This window comes from Gordonia sp. UBA7860 (assembly GCF_002500165.1).
In the GTDB taxonomy this organism is placed as follows: Bacteria; Actinomycetota; Actinomycetes; order Mycobacteriales; family Mycobacteriaceae; genus Gordonia; species Gordonia sputi.
Genome location: NZ_DLSO01000031.1, coordinates 76,344 through 94,433, shown reverse-complemented (window position 1 = coordinate 94,433; position 18,090 = coordinate 76,344). Strand labels below are relative to the sequence as shown.

General features: G+C 65.6%; 18 protein-coding genes and 1 pseudogene. 11 read left to right on the top strand and 8 right to left on the bottom strand.

All coding sequences use genetic code 11. The annotated features are described in order from the left end of the window. Positions 1 to 752 (bottom strand): annotated as a pseudogene (locus B3T59_RS05020) (hypothetical protein); the annotation flags it as partial. 313 nt (positions 753 to 1,065) lie between these two features. On the opposite strand from B3T59_RS05020, the gene B3T59_RS05015 reads away from it, so the two are divergent. Genes B3T59_RS05015 through B3T59_RS05005 form a run of 3 tightly spaced genes read left to right on the top strand, consistent with a single transcriptional unit; the run spans position 1,066 to position 3,362 of the window. Next, positions 1,066 to 1,605 carry an XRE family transcriptional regulator gene (locus B3T59_RS05015; protein WP_372495430.1) on the top strand — a complete coding sequence of 180 codons (540 nt, stop codon included), beginning with the start codon at positions 1,066 to 1,068 and terminating at the stop codon, positions 1,603 to 1,605. A 21-nt stretch (positions 1,606 to 1,626) separates the two neighbouring features. Continuing rightward, complete coding sequence (locus B3T59_RS05010; protein ID WP_005206123.1) at positions 1,627 to 2,169, top strand: hypothetical protein; 543 nt, start codon at positions 1,627 to 1,629, stop codon at positions 2,167 to 2,169. 11 nt (positions 2,170 to 2,180) lie between these two features. Continuing rightward, complete coding sequence (locus B3T59_RS05005; protein ID WP_287001617.1) at positions 2,181 to 3,362, top strand: MAB_1171c family putative transporter; 1,182 nt, start codon at positions 2,181 to 2,183, stop codon at positions 3,360 to 3,362. A 24-nt stretch (positions 3,363 to 3,386) separates the two neighbouring features. Here B3T59_RS05005 and B3T59_RS05000 read toward each other — a convergent pair whose 3' ends face one another. The 3 genes from B3T59_RS05000 to B3T59_RS04990 all read right to left on the bottom strand — a co-directional run bounded on the left by B3T59_RS05000 (position 3,387) and on the right by B3T59_RS04990 (position 5,640). Then, entirely contained in the window at positions 3,387 to 4,148 is a 762-nt protein-coding gene (locus B3T59_RS05000) for an SDR family NAD(P)-dependent oxidoreductase (RefSeq protein WP_064865359.1), read from the bottom strand. 119 nt (positions 4,149 to 4,267) lie between these two features. Continuing rightward, on the bottom strand, positions 4,268 to 4,996 hold the full coding sequence (locus B3T59_RS04995; RefSeq protein WP_287001616.1) for a TMEM165/GDT1 family protein: 729 nt from the start codon (positions 4,994 to 4,996) through the stop codon (positions 4,268 to 4,270). Positions 4,997 to 5,115: 119 nt separating this feature from the next. Then, the gene (locus B3T59_RS04990; RefSeq protein ID WP_005206128.1) at positions 5,116 to 5,640 is read right to left on the bottom strand and encodes a hypothetical protein; all 525 of its coding nucleotides are present in this window, start codon (positions 5,638 to 5,640) and stop codon (positions 5,116 to 5,118) included. 163 nt (positions 5,641 to 5,803) lie between these two features. Here B3T59_RS04990 and B3T59_RS04985 point away from each other — a divergent pair, with 163 nt between their 5' ends. After that, complete coding sequence (locus B3T59_RS04985) at positions 5,804 to 7,957, top strand: ABC transporter ATP-binding protein (RefSeq protein ID WP_287001620.1); 2,154 nt, start codon at positions 5,804 to 5,806, stop codon at positions 7,955 to 7,957. Beyond that, positions 7,954 to 8,700: an energy-coupling factor transporter transmembrane component T family protein gene (locus tag B3T59_RS04980; protein ID WP_251721541.1), complete on the top strand. Its 747-nt coding sequence runs from the start codon at positions 7,954 to 7,956 to the stop codon at positions 8,698 to 8,700. Before B3T59_RS04985 ends, B3T59_RS04980 begins: the two co-directional genes overlap by 4 nt. Positions 8,701 to 8,939: 239 nt before the next feature. On the opposite strand, the gene B3T59_RS04975 is transcribed toward B3T59_RS04980, so the two are convergent. Further along, complete coding sequence (locus B3T59_RS04975) at positions 8,940 to 9,569, bottom strand: superoxide dismutase (protein WP_005206140.1); 630 nt, start codon at positions 9,567 to 9,569, stop codon at positions 8,940 to 8,942. A 266-nt stretch (positions 9,570 to 9,835) separates the two neighbouring features. Continuing rightward, positions 9,836 to 9,985 carry a hypothetical protein gene (locus B3T59_RS04970; protein WP_251721542.1) on the bottom strand — a complete coding sequence of 50 codons (150 nt, stop codon included), beginning with the start codon at positions 9,983 to 9,985 and terminating at the stop codon, positions 9,836 to 9,838. Between the two features lie 132 nt (positions 9,986 to 10,117). On the opposite strand from B3T59_RS04970, the gene B3T59_RS04965 reads away from it, so the two are divergent. Beyond that, complete coding sequence (locus tag B3T59_RS04965; protein ID WP_287001615.1) at positions 10,118 to 11,188, top strand: winged helix DNA-binding domain-containing protein; 1,071 nt, start codon at positions 10,118 to 10,120, stop codon at positions 11,186 to 11,188. Between the two features lie 50 nt (positions 11,189 to 11,238). Here the strand turns inward: B3T59_RS04965 and B3T59_RS04960 are convergent, their stop codons facing one another. Next, a complete protein-coding gene (locus B3T59_RS04960; RefSeq protein WP_287001614.1) occupies positions 11,239 to 11,982 on the bottom strand; it encodes a VOC family protein in 744 nt (247 codons plus the stop codon). Between the two features lie 71 nt (positions 11,983 to 12,053). On the opposite strand from B3T59_RS04960, the gene B3T59_RS04955 reads away from it, so the two are divergent. From B3T59_RS04955 to B3T59_RS04935, 5 genes are all read left to right on the top strand, one after another. Beyond that, a complete protein-coding gene (locus B3T59_RS04955; RefSeq protein WP_064904721.1) occupies positions 12,054 to 12,896 on the top strand; it encodes a S49 family peptidase in 843 nt (280 codons plus the stop codon). A gap of 430 nt (positions 12,897 to 13,326) precedes the next feature. Continuing rightward, a complete protein-coding gene (locus B3T59_RS04950; protein ID WP_064904754.1) occupies positions 13,327 to 13,695 on the top strand; it encodes a rhodanese-like domain-containing protein in 369 nt (122 codons plus the stop codon). A 196-nt stretch (positions 13,696 to 13,891) separates the two neighbouring features. Then, complete coding sequence (locus B3T59_RS04945) at positions 13,892 to 14,764, top strand: DUF4328 domain-containing protein (protein ID WP_313318497.1); 873 nt, start codon at positions 13,892 to 13,894, stop codon at positions 14,762 to 14,764. Further along, positions 14,761 to 15,552 (top strand): glycerophosphodiester phosphodiesterase, encoded by a 792-nt coding sequence (locus tag B3T59_RS04940; protein ID WP_064904751.1) that lies wholly within the window; start codon positions 14,761 to 14,763, stop codon positions 15,550 to 15,552. The genes B3T59_RS04945 and B3T59_RS04940 overlap by 4 nt, the downstream gene beginning before the upstream one ends. A gap of 24 nt (positions 15,553 to 15,576) precedes the next feature. After that, positions 15,577 to 16,563, top strand: coding sequence for a DUF5926 family protein (locus B3T59_RS04935; protein ID WP_064904717.1), 987 nt, complete (start codon positions 15,577 to 15,579; stop codon positions 16,561 to 16,563). A gap of 4 nt (positions 16,564 to 16,567) precedes the next feature. On the opposite strand, the gene B3T59_RS04930 is transcribed toward B3T59_RS04935, so the two are convergent. Beyond that, positions 16,568 to 17,845, bottom strand: coding sequence for a DUF7373 family lipoprotein (locus tag B3T59_RS04930; protein ID WP_287001613.1), 1,278 nt, complete (start codon positions 17,843 to 17,845; stop codon positions 16,568 to 16,570). Positions 17,846 to 18,090: the final 245 nt, after the last annotated feature.

Genomic DNA, 18,090 nt, shown 5'->3' with positions numbered 1-18,090 from the left:
GCCTGCGCGGCGGCCGCAGCGGAGCCGCTGCCATTATTCGACGGCGCACCATCGCGCTGTGTGCCCGAGCTGCTGCCCGCCTGCGAACTGTTCGACGACGATCCGCCGCCGGTCGAGGGATTCTGGGGCTGCGCGGGCCCTGCCGGTGGTGCTGCGGCAGGTAGTGCGGCCAGCGGGACCGCGAACGCGGCCGCGGGCGGTTGCGCGGCCGGCCCGGGTGCGCTGTGGTTGGGACCGGGATTCGACGGTCCTGGATTCGGCTGTCCGGGGCCCGCGGGTGGGTTGGGCGGCGGATTGCCGCCCTGACCTGCGCCGGCGTGGGCAGTGGTGGTTGTCGAGGGCTTGGTCGGGGTGCTTGGGCCAGTCGTGGTGCTCGGGTCAGTCGTGGTTCCGGGGGCTGACGGCGTTGTGGGCCCGCCTTCGGTCGTCGACGGATTCTCGCCGGTCGAGGTCTCGCCGCCCGTGGGGTCGACCGTGGTCGGTGGTGTCGGCGTCGGTGGAGTCGGGGTGTGGGTGTGATGGTGGCCCGAACCGTGCCCCCCGCCGCCCCCGTGATCACTGCCGCCGTGATCACCGCCGTGGTGCGAGCTGGAGTGGTCGGAACCGCCGTTTCGGGACCCCGTGTCGTCGGGTTCGTCGGCCCAACCGATGCCGCTGCCGATGGACAAGAGAAGGACCGCAGACAGTGCGAGAATCAACGCAGGGATGCGCGACCGCTTCGGGCGGCGGTTGCTGCTGACGCGATGCGTCATACTGCGCTCCTGTCCGTTTTCTGTCGTGATCGGCCGAGTAAACGGTACCCTGGTCCGCATAACGCTTGATCCTGTAATCAGATCGAGATGAAATGTTCACCCGCGGGGAGGTGTTCGTGATCAAACTGTGAATAATGCCACAAGGCCGTAAGGTGTTGGCGTTGTGGCTGGTTGCCAGCTCGCACGTGGGGGAACGCTGTGCGTCTAGCATGCCCATCGTTGCATTGGGGATGCGTGTCGGGCTTTTAATGTTTGCAAGTTCAAATGTCGGCTTTCGGAGAGTTGAATGACTTCACAAGGGACGGATAACCCCATGGGTGACGCCGGTAGGGGTGGGTCCGACGAACGCTCCACGTCCGTCGATCCGGGTTTATTTGCTCGACGGCTCGAAGAGCTGTTTCGTACGGTCCCAGGACCCAACGGACGCGCGTACAGCGCCAAAGCGATCGCAGCTCGGAGTACGGAGCGCGGATTCAGGCTGGGCGAGTCGTACCTCAGTCAGCTTCGTTCGGGTAAGGCCAAGTCGCCGTCGTTTCGGACGGTCGAGGGAATCGCTGCGGCTTTCGGGGTGGATGTCCACTACTTCCTGGAAGATCGCGCAGCGCAGCGTACGCGCGACGAGATTGATCTGATGCGGCTTCAGGCCGACACTGACGTCCAGCTCGCGGCATTCCGGTTGGCCGGACTGTCGAGCGATTCGGTGACCGTGGTCAACGAGCTGATCAAGGTGCTGCGCGAGCAGCAGGGGCTGCCCAAGGACCCGCCCGACGTCGTCGCTGCCGGTCTCACCGAAGACGAGGTCGACGCCATCGAGGCGCGCCTGCGCGTCGTCGGCTTGTCCAACGACGACTGATACTGCGGTCCCCGCGACATCGTGACGTCGAACAAGTCGGTCGACGAGGGTTCGCGCCGCAGCCAGCGGTCGCTGTGGGCGCTTGTTCGTCGGTCACTCGACGGCCTCGACCTCGACCTACCGCTCGACGTCGTCCAGCTCTGCGAGCGGTACGGCGAGCGGCGTGGACGTCCGATCCGGCCGCTGCCGTACGCGCTGCCCGCGGGGATGCCCAATGGTGTCTGGTTGGCGGCCAAAGATGCCGACTACTTCTTCTATCAGGAGAACACGTCGCAGTTGCACAGAGATCAGATCATCGTGCACGAGTTCGGTCATCTCATCGCAGGTCACCAGATGCTCGGCGAGGCATCGCTGACCGGCCCACCGGCGGCTTCCGGAGACGAGTCCGACGCCGCGCTGCGTCGAACGTGCTACTCCGACGACCGCGAGTGGGAAGCCGAGACGCTGGCTTCTATGATTCTGACGTGGGCACAGTCGGCGGGTAACAGCGTCGGGACGACGGCCGACAATAAGGAAGTGCGGGGCCTGCAGCGGCTCCTTGGGGGTCATAAAGGCTGGCTGTGAGGTGACTACAGATGACCGACATCATCAATCTGGTCGCGCTCGTCGCCTTCGTGCTTGCGCTGTGTTGGCGTCTGGACAAGATCAGGCGCGGTAGCGGGGGCCTGCAGGCCATCGCGATGACGGTGGCGATCTCCGCGCTGACTTTGGCCTTCGTGGTCAGCACCAGGACGAGCGCACACTTCCTCGACGAGCACGTCTATGTGGGCAGTTCGCGCTGGCTGTACTACGCGTTGCTCGCACTCGGCGTGGCGGCGTTGGTCATCGTGTTCTTCTTTCCCACCGCTCGTGCCACTCGCGAGCGGCGTGCCGGTCACGAGGCCTTCCCGCTGGTCGTCGCATTGATCGGTCTGCAGGTTGCGCTGGTGTTCACCCCGGACTCGCTGCGGACGTCGTCGGTCAGCGAGTGGAGCTTCAAGAACTGGGGATTTGCGCTCTTCTACATCATCGCCAGCGCGTATCTCGCGTACGGATTCGGTGCGTGCGTGCGCAGTGTGTTCAAGTTCTATCGCGTGTCGGAGGGGTACCTGCGGTTCTCGCTCGGCCTGCTCCTCGCGGGCTTCGGCTTGCTCGCTTTTGCGTCGGTCCTGCAGGTCCTCGCGGTGCTCGGAAGTGCGAGCGGCCTCATCGGCGCGGTCAATTCGCTGATCGCGGTGCGAACCCTCGACATCGTCGGCATCGTCGCATTTCTCGTGGGCATCAGCTTTCCGATGCTGCACTCGCGGTGGACCGAGCTGGCCGCACGACGTCGCCATCGGCGTGCCGCCGCCGCCCTCGAACCGTTGTGGAGCCTCCTGACGAGCGCAATCCCCGAGGTGGTGCTCCCGGAGGCGGGCAGATCGCCGACACAACGCCTGCACCGTGAGGTCGTCGAGATCAGGGACTCACTGACACAGTTGAGCCCGCTGGTCCCCGAGGAGTTCGACGACGTCGACGACGAGGTGAAGGTCGCGATGCTGCGCGACGCCGTCGAGGCCTACCGCGACGAAGGCGGAGCGTCGGGGCCGGTGCGCCCGATGGTCCCCGCAGACGGCACGGGACTCGACGCCGAGGCCGCACCCCTCATCCGACTGTCACGGTTCGTGGTCGAGGATTCTGCGCGCGAGGATCCCGATGCGGCCGAGGACGTTGACGCGTACGTCGATCCCGGCCACGAGGTGCCGACGACCATGCGCGGGGTCCAGGCTCGCGACTGACCCCGCGCAGGGCGGCCATCTAGCTCAGCGGGGCGCCATGCGCAGTGCGCCGTCCATCCTGATGGTCTCGCCGTTGAGGTAGTTGTGCTCGACGATGAACTCCGCGAGCTGTGCGTACTCCGCTGGTTCGCCGAGGCGGTGCGGGAACGGAATGGCCTCGGCCAGCGTCTTCTGGAACTCGGGGGTGATGCCCGCGAGCATCGGCGTGCTGATCGTTCCCGGAGCGATCGTGCAGACGCGAATCCCGACGCGTGCGAGGTCGCGCGCGGCCGAGATCGTCATTGCGTGAACGCCACCCTTCGACGCCGCATAGGCGATCTGACCGATCTGGCCTTCGAATGCTGCCACCGACGCGGTGTTCACGATGACGCCGCGCGTTCCGTCGTCGTCAACGGTCGATTCGTCCTTCATCTGATTGGCAGCGAGCCGCATGACATTGAACGTGCCGACGAGGTTGATATCGATGATCTTGCGGAAGAGATCCAGATCGTGCGGACCCTCCTTGGTCAGGATGCGCGACGCCCAACCGACTCCCGCGCAGTTGACCGCAACACGTAGTGGCGCGCCGGCCTCGGCGATGGTGTCAATGGCCGCCTGCACCTGTGCTTCGTCGGTGACGTCGGTGGGGATGAGGGTGATGCCATCGGTCGGCTCGGCCTTGTCGATCGACGGCTGTAGATCAAGGCCGAAGACCTGCACACCCGCGGCGGCGAACCGCGCGGCGGTCGCGGCTCCGAGTCCGGATGCGGCGCCGGTGACGAGTACAGAAGAGCCGGAGATGTCCATCGGGAGAGCCTTTCGTTCGGTAGCTGGTCTGCCTCACCATAAATGGTGGACTCAGCACAGAAAGTAGGAACCCCTACCAAAACCGACCGATCGCTCGGGAAACTACCGGCTCTGCGGGATCACTGCTGGTCAGACGCATGTCCGCTATGAGCGGGCTCGGCGGCGGGTGCCGTTGCGGCCAGTGCTGCCGCGCGGTGGACCCGATGGATGTAGTACGACCCGACACCGGCGAGGACCACCACCGCCGACAGTGTCGCGATGACCGTGACCGACGACGAGTCGCGCAGACCCTCGAACAGCAACCACGCTGCGAACGCGAAGAAGAGCACGGACGCGCCGATCGCGATGGTCCGCTCGGGTAGGTGCTTGCCGAGGAGAGCGCCGATGGCGATGGCCAGGGCGTCGGCGGCGACCATGCCGATCGTCGAACCGATCCACACGCCGAGCCAGTTGCTGTGCGCTGAGAGCGTGATGGTGGCGAGCATCGTCTTGTCGCCGAGCTCGGCGAGGAAGAACGACGACATCACCGCGAAGAACACCGACTTGCCGACGCGGTCGGCCTTGCCCTGCTCGGCGTCGTCGAGGCTGTCGCCGCGAAGCGTCCATAGGCCGAAGATCAACATCGCGATGCCCGCGACGATGGACATGACATTCGACGGGATCGACAAACCGAGGAAATGGCCGAAGAAGACGGAAACAGCGTGGACCGCGGTCGTGGCCGCGGTGATCGCGAGCAGAACGATCCACCACTTGTAACGCAACGCGTAGGTCATGGCCATCAGCTGCGACTTGTCGCCGAGCTCGGCGACAAAGATCACGCCGAAGCTCAACAGGAGGGCAGCAATCACGATGTCGAGGTTAGCCAGACCTCACACGCGATTGCAACAGATCGCAAACCCATATTCGTGCAGGTAGGGGGCACAAAAATCGAAGTTCGGGCACCCGTGAAACGAGGCTTCGGACACTCTCAGGCGACGAGGAGCATGGCCAGGACGGCGGTGTCGGGGTCGGCGTTGGGGTCGATTCCGACCTTGTTGCGCAGGTTGACCACCGTGCCGTCGGCTTCTGCTTCTGCCCACCCGGCGCGGTGCTCGAGACCGAGTTCCGGCAATCCGGGAAGCAACACACACCCGGACGCGACGTCGGCGCATTCGGGAAGCGACGGACGGGTGCGCGACGGTGGATGAAGCATCACCAATGCGGGTGGATTGCTGTCGAAGCGGCCGGCTTCGACGAAGCTGTCGTCGACGACGTTCCCGATCGCCACCATCATGCCGACGGCGGGTTCGTCGAGGTCATTGGGATGTTCTTCGACGACGCGGAAGATCGTCGTAGTCGGTAGGAAGCCGGGGCGGCACGCGATCCGCACCGAGGCGACGAGGGTCTGGGTCCACTCGAGTGTCGATTCCGGCCAGCGTCCGGAGATGAGGATTCCGTTGAGATGCCCGTGTTGTTGAACCGGTGTGAGCCCGATCGGGACAGAGGACTGCATGTTCTGACCTCCCTGTTCGTGAGATGAGAATCCACCCGTTGCGGGTCGTCGTCCAGTCGAAGCGCCGTGTTGTGACGCTTCGTTTACACGGTGTAACGACAGGTGCGGCCCTGGCGTGGTCGGGGTCACCAGGCACTATGGATACGTGCACTCACCGTCCGAAATGCCCGGCGCGAAGACTCGCGGCGCATTGCGTCCGCTCGAGATCGCCTGGATCGCGATCTTCGGTGGACTCGCTGTCGCCGCGGTCGTCATCGGATCGGTCATCCCGCTGGCCAGCGCTGTTCGTGTGCTCGCGCCCGTTCCGCTCGCGCTGATCGGGGCCCGTACGCGGCCCCGCGCGATGGTTGCGGCGACCGTTTCGACCGCGGCCGTGAGCTTCGCGATGGCCGGGACCAGGGCCGCCACGTCACTGCTGGCCGCTGCGGTCGTCGGAGGTGTCGTCGGCGAGATCAAACGTCGTGGTCGTGGATGGCCGACGCTATTGGGGGTGTCGGCGATCGCGGCTCCTCTGATCGGTGGGGTGTCGGTTGTGGTGCTGCTCATCCTGGTGCCGCTGCGCGAGCTGGTGATCAAAGCGACGACGAACACCATCGGTGGACTCGCCAACTGGATTGAGAAGGTGCCGTCGGCGCAGTCGTTGGCCGACGGCATCAACGGGCTACGCGACAGCATCGAGCAGTACTGGTGGGTGTGGATCTGGGTGATGGGCGCCGCGGGAACCTTCATCACGATGGTGGTGGCCTGGTGGATTCTGGGTGCGGTGATCGATCGGCTCGCCGACATCCCCAGCGAAGACACGCTCGACGACGCCGGTGACGACGATCGGCCGGTGGCGCCGCTGCCCCTCGAGCTCGATCACGTGGGATTCTCCTACCAGCCGGGCGGACCCGAGATCCTCTCCGACATCGACCTCCGGATCGAACCGGGCGAGTTCATCGCCGTCGTCGGAGCAAACGGCTCGGGAAAGTCGACACTGTCGAAGATCCTGGCGGGCAGGCGTCCGACGAGCGGAGCGGTGCACCGACCCGGCGCCGCGGGACTGGGCAGGCACGGCGGCACAGCCATGGTGCTGCAGCGACCCGAGACACAGATGCTCGGCGCGCGCGTCGCCGACGATGTCGTCTGGGGGCTCCCGGAAGGAACCGAGGTCGACGTCGACGGCTTGCTGGCCGAGGTGGGCCTGGCAGGCCTTGGCAACCGCGAGACGTCCGACCTCTCCGGTGGTCAGCAGCAGCGGCTGTCGATCGCGGCTGCTCTCGCTCGAGATCCCGCGCTGCTCATCGCCGACGAGGTGACGTCGATGGTCGACCCTGCCGGTCGCGCCGAACTCCTCGAGGTACTCCGCGACCTTCCGCGCACTCGCGGCATCGCCGTCGTGATGATCACGCACAGGGCGCTGGAGGCCGTCGCGGCGGATCGGGTCGTGCACCTCGTCGCCGGTCGTATCGTGCCGTACCGCCCGGACTGGTTGTCGGAGCTGCACGAGGCCGAGGCGGGGGCCGCCACGAAGTTCGAACTCGACGCGTCGTGGCATGAGGTGTCGAGCGGTGAGGTGGGCTCGGGACCGGAGCCGACGAGCGAACCGGTGCTCTCGCTGAACGGCGTCGGATACACGTATTTGCGCGGATCGCCGTGGGAGGTGGATGCACTCCACGATGTGAACCTGACGGTGCATCGGGGCGAGGGGTTGTTGATCGTCGGCGGAAACGGTTCCGGCAAAACAACTCTCGCGTGGATCATGGCCGGACTCATCGAGCCGACCGAGGGTAGTTGCCTGCTCTACCTCCCGGAACGGCCGGGGCAGGGTGAGCCGGTGAGCAAACACGTCGGCGAGGTCGGGTTGGCCTTCCAACATGCGCGCCTGCAGTTGCAGAAGCAGAACGTCGGCGACGACATCATGGCGGTCGGCGGTCTCAAGATCGGCACGACCGAGGTCGCGCACACGCTCGAATCGGTCGGACTCCCGCGGACGATGGCGATTCGTCGGGTCGACGCACTCAGCGGTGGGCAGATGCGACGCGTCGTGCTGGCCGGATTGATCGCGCGGGCACCGCAGGTGATGATCCTCGACGAACCGCTCGCAGGCCTCGATCCGGTGGCGCGCGACGACGTGGTGGCACTGCTGGCGAAACTGCGCGCCGAGGGTATGACCATCGTGATCATCTCTCACGATTTCGCCTCGCTGGGCCAACTGTGTACCCGACGCGTGCGCCTGGCCGACGGAACGCTGGTGCCCGACGCGGCGCCCGGATACAGCTCGACAGGTCCGGACACGACGCAACGGCCAGACACGACACAACGGGGGATGCCATGAGCATGCGGACCGTCCCGCTGCGGCAGGTGCCCGGCGACTCTCCGATTCACCGATTGTGGGCGGGCACCAAGCTGATTGGTGTGTTCGTGCTGGGTCTGATGACCGTGGTGCTGCCGACCTGGCCGTCGTTGGGGCTCGTCGCGGGGGTCATGCTCGTCACCGCCATCATCGCCGGAATCCCGGTCGGAGCGCTTCCCCGTCCGCCCTGGTGGTTCTGGGGACTGATCGCCATCGGCGCTGCGGTCAACGCGTCGTTCGGCCTCGAGGCGATCATCCTGTTCCTTCGTGCCACCGCGCTGGGTCTGGTGCTGGTCGCGAGTTCCATCCTGGTCATCTGGACAACCCCGATGGCCGAGGTCGCGCCTGCACTCTCGCGACTGATGTGGCCGTTGCGGAAGCTGAGGATGCCGGTCGACGAGTGGGCCGTGTGCATCGCCCTGTGCCTTCGCGGCCTGCCGCTGCTGATCGAGGAGATCCGACTACTCGTCGCCGTCCACCGCCTGCGGCCGACGTCGGGGCGGTCGGATCACCCGTCCGCCGAGATGGGGATCATGGACATGGTCACAGCGGCGATGTCGTCGGCGCTGCGTCGAAGTTCGGAGATGTCGGAGGCGATCACCGCCCGCGGCGGCACCGGCCGACTCACCGCGACGACCGCCGGCCCGCAACGGCGGGACGTGATCGCGCTCGCGCTGCTGGCCTTGGTCTGCGCCGCCGCGATCACGCTCTCGGCCGTGCTGTAGGCGGGTTTCTGAAGGTCGAGCGTGTCGAGACCACCCGCCGGTCGAGCCGAGGTCCCGCTGATCGAGCCAGTTTCCGCTGGTTGAGCGGGCGTGAGCGTAGCGAGCACCCGAGTCGAAACCACTGTCGTGGGGCGGCTCGACCGGCGGGGGAGCTCGGCAGGCGGCCCACCCGCAACGCGACGCGGCGGCCACCGGAAGGTGGCCGCCGCGTGTGGTTCGCGCGTGGTGTACCCGCTACATCAGGCCGGGACGACCAGGCCGGGTCCCTGCTTCGTCGCGGTGGCGAAACGCTCAGCGGCGTCGGCCCAGTTCACGACGTTCCACCAAGCCTTGACGTAGTCAGGCTTGACGTTCTGGTAGTCGAGGTAGAAGGCGTGCTCCCACATGTCGAGCAGCACGATCGGGATGATCGCGGCGGGGATGTTGCCGCTCTGATCGGTGAGCTGCAGGATCACCAGGTTGCCTGCGATGGTGTCGTAACCCAGGATCGCCCAGCCCGAACCCTGCAGCGTGGTGGCAGCGGCGGTGAAGTGCGCCTGGAACTTGTCGAAGCTGCCGAACTGCTGGTCGATCGCGGCGGCAAGGTCGCCTTCCGGCTTGTCGCCACCGTTGGGCGACAGGTTCTTCCAGAAGATGGAGTGGTTGGTGTGACCACCGAGGTGGAAGGCGAGGGTCGCCGAGAGTCCGTAGACCTTTCCGGCGATGCTGCCGTCCTCACGAGCCTCGGCCAGCTTGGCGAGGGTGTCGTTGGCGCCCTTCACATAGGTCGCGTGGTGCTTGTCGTGGTGGAGCTCCATGATCCTGCCGGAGATGTGCGGCTCGAGTGCCGCGTAGTCGTATGGAAGATCCGGCAAGGTGTATTCAGCCACGGGTTTCCTCTCTCTGCTCTAACCGTCGAGTCTGTGCTCAACCTGCGAGCACTCATACCGTCGGGCACTGCTTCGGCTACTGCTCTTGGTCTCGCGCGGGGCCATTCCTGAGTGTTGTGGACGCTCGCGCGGGTAGTTCCAGCCTTCCCCAGACAGTGGGGGAATGCAACAAACACGACCCAACTAACTTCAAGTCGAGTTGAAGTTCACGAAGCTGCATGTAAGCCGAATGCTAACGAGAAGGGTTGCACCCCAATGGGTTTAGGTCAGTAGAGAATCAGTGCGAAGAGAAGTACCAGCAACGCGACGACGCTGAGTCCAATGGTGACGCACGACTGCCGGACGTTGTAGACCGCGTTCGGAACGCCGCGACGCGTCGACGCCACTCGTGGTTGTCCCGAAGCGTTGACGGCCATGAAAACCTCGTCCCGAGTTGTCGGCGGTCGTTGTTGACTGCGTGTTGCCGGCTGCGCACTACCCGGACCAAGAATAGTGACTGGCATCACAGCGATGTGCGATTAGCCAGAATAATAGACACACTTCACGCTATGACTCAAATCACGCCGAGGCAGGCCAATCGGACACTGCTCTCGCGTCAGCATCTGTTGACCAGAGTCGACGAGGATGCCATCGAGGTCATTGACCGCATCGTCGGGATCCAGTCGCAGGATCCCTCGAGCGCCTTCTATGCGCTCGCGTCGCGGATCGACGATTCTCGTCCCGATGAACTCGACGCGTTGCTCACCGACCGCGAGGTGGTTCGGATCGCGCTGCTGCGCAGCACCGTCTTCTTACTCGACGGCCTCGACGCGCGGTGGATTCGTGCGCTGGCGCAGGAGGCGATCGACGCCGGAGTGCGGGCGAACCGAAGCCACGCGCTCGTCTCGTCAACGCCCGAGGCGGTCCACGCCGACGCAGCAGAACTACTTCGTGGGCGAGCGCTCAGCGGCGCCGACCTGAAAAGCGCCTTGGCGCAACGGCATCCGGACGAAGACCCCGCTGCACTCGCCGCCCATGCGCGGTGTGGACTGCCGCTCGTCCAGGTGCCCCCGCGCGGACTGTGGAAGGGCAGCGGCGCACCCACCTACCAACTCCTCGACGACTGGATCGGCCCCGGTGAACCGGCCCTCGTCGGCGACGACGCTCGAAAAGAGTTGATACGCCTGTACCTTCGCGGCTTCGGTCCAGCCTCGCCCAAGGCGATCGCGACGTGGTCGGGACTCACGCGCCTACGCCCACTGCTCGACGAGATGGCCGCCGATTGGGAATTGGTGGAGTTGGAGGGGCCGTCGGGTGAGGTCCTCTTCGACCTCGACGGCCTCGCACTCGCCGACCCCGACGAGCCTGCGCCGGTGCGGCTGATCGCGCCCTTCGACCACATCCTCGTCGCCCAGGCCGACCGCTACCGGATCGCCGACGACGCCGCGTACCAACGCACTCTCACGCCCAACGGTCGCTCGCCGGGGTTTGTGCTCGTCGACGGCCGGCTCGCCGGGACGTGGCGCCCTGGCGCCGGACCCGACGTCGACGTCGAGTTGTTCGCCGAACCGACCCGGGCGCAGCGCGCGGAACTCGACTCCGAGATCGAGCGTCTCCGGGAGTTCCGGGCGAGCCGCTGACCTACCGGCGCCCTGTCAGTCCCGCTACGCGATTGGTTCCTGCGGGCAGTTCAGTCGCCGGTACGCGGATTGCGCGACGTGATGCAGTACGGCCGCCCGACGGGATCAGCCATCACGGTCCAGTTGTCGAGACGTTCGACGACTCGCGCACCCCAGTCCTCGTGGCGAGCCACCTCCTGCTGAACCGAGTTCGCTGCCAGATCGACGTGCCCGGTGGCCGACGTCGGACCGGCGGAGTCGATTCGCTGCAGCAGGATTCCGACGGCGAGGCGCGGATCACGTTGTAGGCGAACGAGTTCGGGCTGTGAGGTGGCCTGCGTCGATTGGCCGGTGAGCTGCGCCCAGAAGGTGAGTTCGTGATCGAACAGGCTCGCGGGCACGTCGATGCTCACCTGGTCGATGATGCTGATCGTGTCGTCGGGCCACCGAATGGGTCGCGACCTCGACGACTCGCCCGTCCAATCGACGAGGCAGAAGGCGAATCCCGCGGGGGATTCGAGGACGAGGAATTCGCCCAGATCGTCGCGGATGTGTGCGCCGAGTTCGACGGCCTCGAGCGCCGACGTCCTCGGGTCGTCGACGTGGAGGTCGAGGTGTACGCCGCCCGGACCCGACCCGACCCGTTGCACACGGAGGTGCGGATCGCCACTGAACGGTTCGAGAGTTGCGAATTCGCGGTGGTCGCCGCGTGGCGGTGACACCGTACTGCCGGCGATCGCACGCCAGAACGTGACCTCGTCGCCGAACTGGTCGGCAGGAAAATCCAGAAACGCCGTGAGCCACCGGATGTCCACGGCTCCCGAGTCTACGGTCGAGACCAGCGTCGTGTCGGGATGTGTCGGACTCGCGCACTAGACTCGATCCAATGAACGGGCCCCTCGGCGAGATCGTCAAGAAGTTCCAGAAATCCCGCGCAGACAAGGTTGCGGTGGTGCGCCTCGATGGCGTCATCGGGCACGTCGGGGCGGGTCGCGGGATGACCATCGACTCGGTCGAACCGATGCTCAAGCGCGCCTTCGAGACAGAGCACGTCAAGGCGGTCGTGGTCGTCATCAACTCACCGGGCGGGTCACCCGCGCAGTCGGAGTACATCGCCGAGCGCATCAGGCAGCTCTCGTCGGAGAAGGGCGTACCGGTTCTGGCGTTCTGCGAGGACATCGCGGCGTCGGGTGGCTACTGGATCGCGTGCGCGGCCGACGAGATCTTCGCTGCGCACACCTCGCTCGTCGGTTCGATCGGAGTCGTCTCATCGGGCTTCGGCTTCAACGAGGTACTCGACCGGCTCGGGGTGCAGCGTCGGCTCTACACCGCGGGCGACAACAAAGCCCGCCTCGACGCCTTCTCACCCGAGAACGCCGACGACGTCGAATGGCTCAAGGGAATGCAGTCCGAACTGCACCAGGCGTTCATCGCGTGGGTCAAGCAGCGCCGTGGAAAGAAACTCGCCGGCACCGACGAGGAGTTGTTCAACGGCGACATCTGGATCGGCGCGAAGGCCCGCGATGTCGGACTCGTCGACGGCATCGGAGTGATGCGGTCGGTGGTTGCCGAACGCTACCCCGACGTCGAGATCACGGTGATTTCCGCTCCGAAGCCGATCCTCGCTCGATTGCTCAACGGACCGTCGGGCGCTGCGGCGCTCACCGATGCCGTCGTCTCGGGAGTTCTGTCCGCTGTGGAGAAAACCCAGCGGATCGACTTTCGCTGAGCAACTCGTCCACAGTTGTCCCCACGTTATCCACAGTCCTTGTGATTTCGACTGAGTCCTTCGCAACAGCGGCGACAACTTCACTGTCGTGAACAGAATATGCTGGCTGACCTGCGTATCAGTGACCCGGATCACACGTTGCGGGCACTCTCGCTCAAGTTGTCCACATTTTCACAGCCTCATTCACAGGTTGATACTCACGCGAGTTGCCTCAAGCGACGCTTGTCAAACCCCCATGTGGATAGCGTTATGTAGACATACATAATCAGGTGTGGATGACGTCCGCGAGGCCCGGCACTGTCAAATCGCGCGTCCATTACCTGATCGACCATGTCGAGAAGAGCATCGAGTCCTCACGACGCGGGGTCATCGAGTTCACGCGAGGTGGCAGTTCCGCGTCCGCGTGATGTGCCAACATGGGAACGTGAGCATGGGCGACATTCCACAGGTACCGGTGACCGAGTTGCCGGACGATTTCACCGATCAGCCCGGCCGTGTCCTCCTCGACGTGCGCGAGGACGACGAATGGAACGCGGGCCATGTCCGGGGTGCACTGCACATTCCGCTTGGCGAGATCCCCGGCCGATTGGACGAGATCGACCTGGACTCTGAACTCCTCGTCATCTGCCATTCCAGTGGACGCTCGATGCGTGTCCTGCAGTACCTCGAGCAGGCGGGAATCGACGGCTCGTGCGTGCGCGGCGGGATGCTCGCGTGGATCGAGAACAGCAAGCCGGTGCAGACGGGACCGGGTGACTCCGGAGACGGCGGCACGGCTCCCCCTCAGGACGCGAAGTAGCGGCGCCACGATGTACGACATGTGTCCGCGGTGCCGGATTCAGGCACCGCACCGGGACGGGCGTGAACACTGCCCGCGCTGCGGCGGCAACCTCGTCGTGGTCGAGTCCACGCAGGCGGCCGCGCGGGTCCCGCGCCCACAGAGGCCTCCCACTCCTGCCGCCGGGCCTCCCACCGGGCCACCTGTCATCCGCCGCGTGGCACCGCGCCCCGCCCCGCTGCCGCGTCCACAACAGACGCAGGCGCCTCGTATGTACCGCAGCCGCAACGTGCGCTGGGTGGCACGGCGACCACCCGAATCGTTTCCGCAGCGTCGACAGCAGGTATATCGCGGCCCGCGGCTGATCCCTCGCTACACCTACCTGCCGCGCTGGGGACTACGCGACGATCCCATCGACGAGCATCGGCTCGACGCTCCTGCCGAGCGCGCGTCCGAGACACTGCGAAGTGCGCTCGTGATGTGCGCCGGAGCCCTCGCGGCGTCGGCCGTCGTCCACCTCCTCCGCTACATCCTGCTGGTGATCAACCGGGGCACCCCGCTGCCGTCGTGGTTGATCGTCGCGAGCGCCGCGCTGGTCATCCTCGGCGGACTCGTCGCGCTGATCTCCGTCATCGGCGCCCTCGTCGCCGCTGTGCGGTGGCTGATCGCGGTGCGCGAACACGCCTACCGACACCGCGGACGCCGCGATCCGCGCCCGCTCTGGCAGATCATCGTCTTGGCCGGTATCCCGGTCGTCAACGTGGTCGGGGCTCCGCTGCTGCTGCACGAGGCCGCGAACGCGGCGGCCGACAATTGGCGCGAACGGGGAGTCGCCGGCATCACACGCGCGGCGCTCGACCGCCTCTGGGTCGCGTGGGCGATCGTCAACGCCCTGGCGATCTGGGCGGCGATCACCTGGACGGTCTCGCTGGCTTCCGGCTCGATCCAGACCGGCGCCGACGCCCTCGCGTTGATCACCATCAGTGCAGCGGTCTCGGCGGCGTTCGCGTTCTGGGCGTCGCGGCACCTGCCGAACGTCCTCGTCGCCGTTGAGCCCGTCGTCAAGAAGCGGTGGGTGGCGGTCGCGTGAGCACCGTCGAGAAGGTGTCGCGGTCGGGTAAACCCGCCGTCGTCGCACATCGGGGCGCGTCGTCGCAGGCGCCCGAGCACACCCTCGCCGCATATGAGCTGGCGCTCGACCAGGGCGCCGACGGTCTCGAATGCGACGTCCGGCTCACCGCCGACCATCAACTCGTCTGCATCCACGACCGGACCGTCGACCGCACGTCGAACGGCTCCGGAGTGGTCAGCGAGATGACGCTCGCGGAGCTTCGTGAGCTCGACTTCGGCAGCTGGCACGACGCCGACGCGCCCGCGTCGGTACTCACGCTGCGCGAGTTGCTCACGTTGACCCTCGATTGGCGACGTCCCGTGCGGTTGTTCATCGAGACCAAGCACCCTGTCCGTTTCGGGAGCCTCGTTGAGCAGAAGCTCCTCGAGATGCTGCACGAATTCAGTGTTGCGACACCGCCGTCGGCCGATCACAGTCGCGCCGTCGTCATCTCGTTCTCGTCGGCGGGCGTGTGGCGGATTCGACGTCACGCGCCCATGCTGCCGACGATCCTGCTTGGCGATACGGCCCGGGTCCTGGGCGGTTCTGCGGCGACCGCGGTCGGTGCGACCGGAATCGGTCCGTCGGTCGAGACGCTGCGCATGCACCCCGACATCGTCGACAAGGCCGCAGCCGCGGGCCGCGTCACGTACTGCTGGACGGTCGACGAGCAGGCCGACGTGCAACTCTGCGCAGACCTCGGTGTGCGTTGGGTCGCCACCAACCGGCCGGCCAAGGTCCGTGACTGGCTGGTGACCGTCGACTGACCCCCGACGTGAGAGGGTGGACTCATGGCCAAGAAGAGCAAACGAGGATCCGGTCCGCGTCCCGGGAGTAACCGAGCAGAGCGCGTTGCCGCGCGAAAGGCCCGCGCCGCAGCGACACTCGAGCCCTCACCCCGTCCGTTCGCGGGCCTCGCGGCCGAATGCGATCTGGTGGCACTGCGGTCGTTCGTCAGTTCCGCGACAGCGGTACTCGACCTCATCGAGCCAGGGCCGACATGGCCCGAACCCACGTCGGTGATGCCCGACGACGCGCCCCGTCCCGCCCCCCAACCGGGCGAGCGCAACGAAGTACTGCTGGCAACAATCCTGCCCGGTGCCATCCCCGCGGTGGTTCGCGAATTCCGCACCGCGCCACAGGGAGTCGCGGCAACACAGACCGATCCCGATCCGGCTGACGTGAACTCAGCTCTCGCCCAGTCTATTTCGTGGGCCGCACACGCGCAGCTCGGCGACGAGTACGAGGGTCCGGCTCCCGAGTTCGACGGCACACTCGCCGACGTCCTGAAAGCCGATGCGCCGCTGGACATCATCGTCTACGACGACTTCTCCTGGTGGTTCCCCGATGGCGCGGAGGTGCCCGCAGAGATCGCCCCGATGGTCGAACGCGCCAGCGACACAGTGCTGCCGACGGCAAGGCTGCACCCCAAGAGCGGCGTCGGCGCTCCGTGGTGGGTCGACGCGGGCGATCGCGCACATCTGCGGTGGGTGCGACCAGAAGCCGAGGACGTACTGATGAACGCGCTGGCACGCCTACACGCGGCCGGGCACCTCACGCTCGGTGAGGGCTCGCGGTTCGCCGGCTCGTTCCGTACACACGGACTGTTGGTGCCCGTCTTCGACCTCGACAACGAGATGCACCACGAAGAGTGGTACCCCGGTCTCGATCAGTTCGACGCCTGGCTCTCCGAAGCACTCACTGACACAAGTGATCTGACCATCGACGAGCGCAGCTCACGAGATGGCCTGCGCACCCGCCAGGTGACGATCCGCTGACCGGTCAGTTCGCCTTCTGGTCGGCCTTCGTCAGGATCACGTACTGTGCAGCCGTCTGTTGGTACACGTCCTTGGGATCGGTGCCGACGAGTTCGGCCACGTACCGGCCGTAGCTGACCTCACACCAGTAGCCAGTGATGTTCTGGGTGACCTCACTCATGCACCGTGCTGCAGGCAGGTTGCGTGGTGCGGGCACAGTCTTCATTCCGCGCGCGCGATTGGAATTCTCGAAGGTGTCCATGATCTTCTTCGCGCCTTCGGGGGTCTTCGCCCGGTAGACGGTGCCCCTATCCATCGCGTTGGCAGTCGATCCGACCTCGTTCAGCAGGCGGAAGTCGGTCGCTGGATCCGAGGAGAAGAACGACATCGATCGCGGTCCGTAGACGGCCCGGACGTTACCCGGATTGGGCGTCTTGACCTTTGCGTCCTTGATCTCCTGGTCGGTGTAGGGCAACGCATAGATCAGAATGTGGTTCTGGTCCATCATCAGCACCTTCTTCGGCTGATTGCGCGCCTCCCGTTCAGCCTTGGTCGGGGTGGCCGGGAACTGGTCGATCAGCGCGCTTTGAAGGTCGACGGCCTTCTTGATGGCCGGCTCCAGCTTGTCCTTCTGCGCGTCTGTCGTCTGGTAGTAGGTGTAGAGCACGTAGGTGTTGTGCGCGGTGATGGAGACCAACGCGTCGGTGCCGTCGGTGTTTCCGGGAAGGGAGATGACGCGACTCCCCGACATTCCGTCCGGACGAACCGTGGTGGCCTTCGGGCGCTTGAGGTAGGCGTCGGCCATCTGATTCGCCGCAGCAGTGGCATCGGCGGCGGTCAGATAGCGGGTGACGAAGTTGTTCAGTTCACGTTTCGTTCCGGCCCGGATGGTCTCGTCGGGGGTAGAGGCCGAAACGACGTAACCGTAGAGGATCGCGTCGTTGGCTTTCACATTTGCGACGTCGTCTCCGACAACCACTCGCAGATTGGTGGTGCTGTAGAGAACCTGGGTAGGCAAACCCATGTCGGTGAGGTCGGCGTCGATCTCGAACGGCGCGACGATGTACTGCGCCATACGCTGCGCGTCGTAGGTGACGACCTGGTCTCCGGTGGCCTCACCGAATGGTTTCCGAGGTTCGGTCGGGTACTTGCCGGTGTCGAGAGACTTGACGTCGATGACCGCGTTCGCTGCGGGGTCGGAGTCGCTGACGGCGTTGCCGTCGACGGAACATCCGCTCAGCAGAACAACCGTAGCGAATCCGCTCGCCAGCAGCGTCTTGGGTCCTCGCCGATTACCTCTCATCGTGTTACTCGCCCTCTCAGGTGGTGCGCACTCGGGCCAGCGTGGCCGCGACCGTTCATTCAGTTCGCTCAGCAGGCTATTACACGACGTTCATATGAAGCATGTCCGCGTCATTCACGTCGTCTAGATGGCACAGCGTCGCCGACGGGACGTTAGACACACGCCCTGTCGGGCCGCAGATTGGTTTTGATCGGCAGTGGTGTACCGACAATGCGGCGCCGTGGCGAATGTGTGCGGCGCGTACA

Bases quoted from the DNA above. Each gene is read 5' to 3' on its own strand.
- B3T59_RS04990 (WP_005206128.1), bottom strand. From the start codon at position 5,640: ATGCAGTCCTCTGTCCCGATCGGGCTCACACCGGTTCAACAACACGGG.
- B3T59_RS04985 (WP_287001620.1), top strand. From the start codon at position 5,804: ATGCCCGGCGCGAAGACTCGCGGCGCATTGCGTCCGCTCGAGATCGCC.
- B3T59_RS04930 (WP_287001613.1), bottom strand. From the start codon at position 17,845: ATGAGAGGTAATCGGCGAGGACCCAAGACGCTGCTGGCGAGCGGATTC.
- B3T59_RS04955 (WP_064904721.1), top strand. From the start codon at position 12,054: ATGAACGGGCCCCTCGGCGAGATCGTCAAGAAGTTCCAGAAATCCCGC.
- B3T59_RS05005 (WP_287001617.1), top strand. From the start codon at position 2,181: ATGACCGACATCATCAATCTGGTCGCGCTCGTCGCCTTCGTGCTTGCG.
- B3T59_RS04950 (WP_064904754.1), top strand. From the start codon at position 13,327: ATGGGCGACATTCCACAGGTACCGGTGACCGAGTTGCCGGACGATTTC.
- B3T59_RS05015 (WP_372495430.1), top strand. From the start codon at position 1,066: ATGGGTGACGCCGGTAGGGGTGGGTCCGACGAACGCTCCACGTCCGTC.
- B3T59_RS04980 (WP_251721541.1), top strand. From the start codon at position 7,954: ATGAGCATGCGGACCGTCCCGCTGCGGCAGGTGCCCGGCGACTCTCCG.
- B3T59_RS04935 (WP_064904717.1), top strand. From the start codon at position 15,577: ATGGCCAAGAAGAGCAAACGAGGATCCGGTCCGCGTCCCGGGAGTAAC.
- B3T59_RS04970 (WP_251721542.1), bottom strand. From the start codon at position 9,985: ATGGCCGTCAACGCTTCGGGACAACCACGAGTGGCGTCGACGCGTCGC.
- B3T59_RS05000 (WP_064865359.1), bottom strand. From the start codon at position 4,148: ATGGACATCTCCGGCTCTTCTGTACTCGTCACCGGCGCCGCATCCGGA.
- B3T59_RS04965 (WP_287001615.1), top strand. From the start codon at position 10,118: ATGACTCAAATCACGCCGAGGCAGGCCAATCGGACACTGCTCTCGCGT.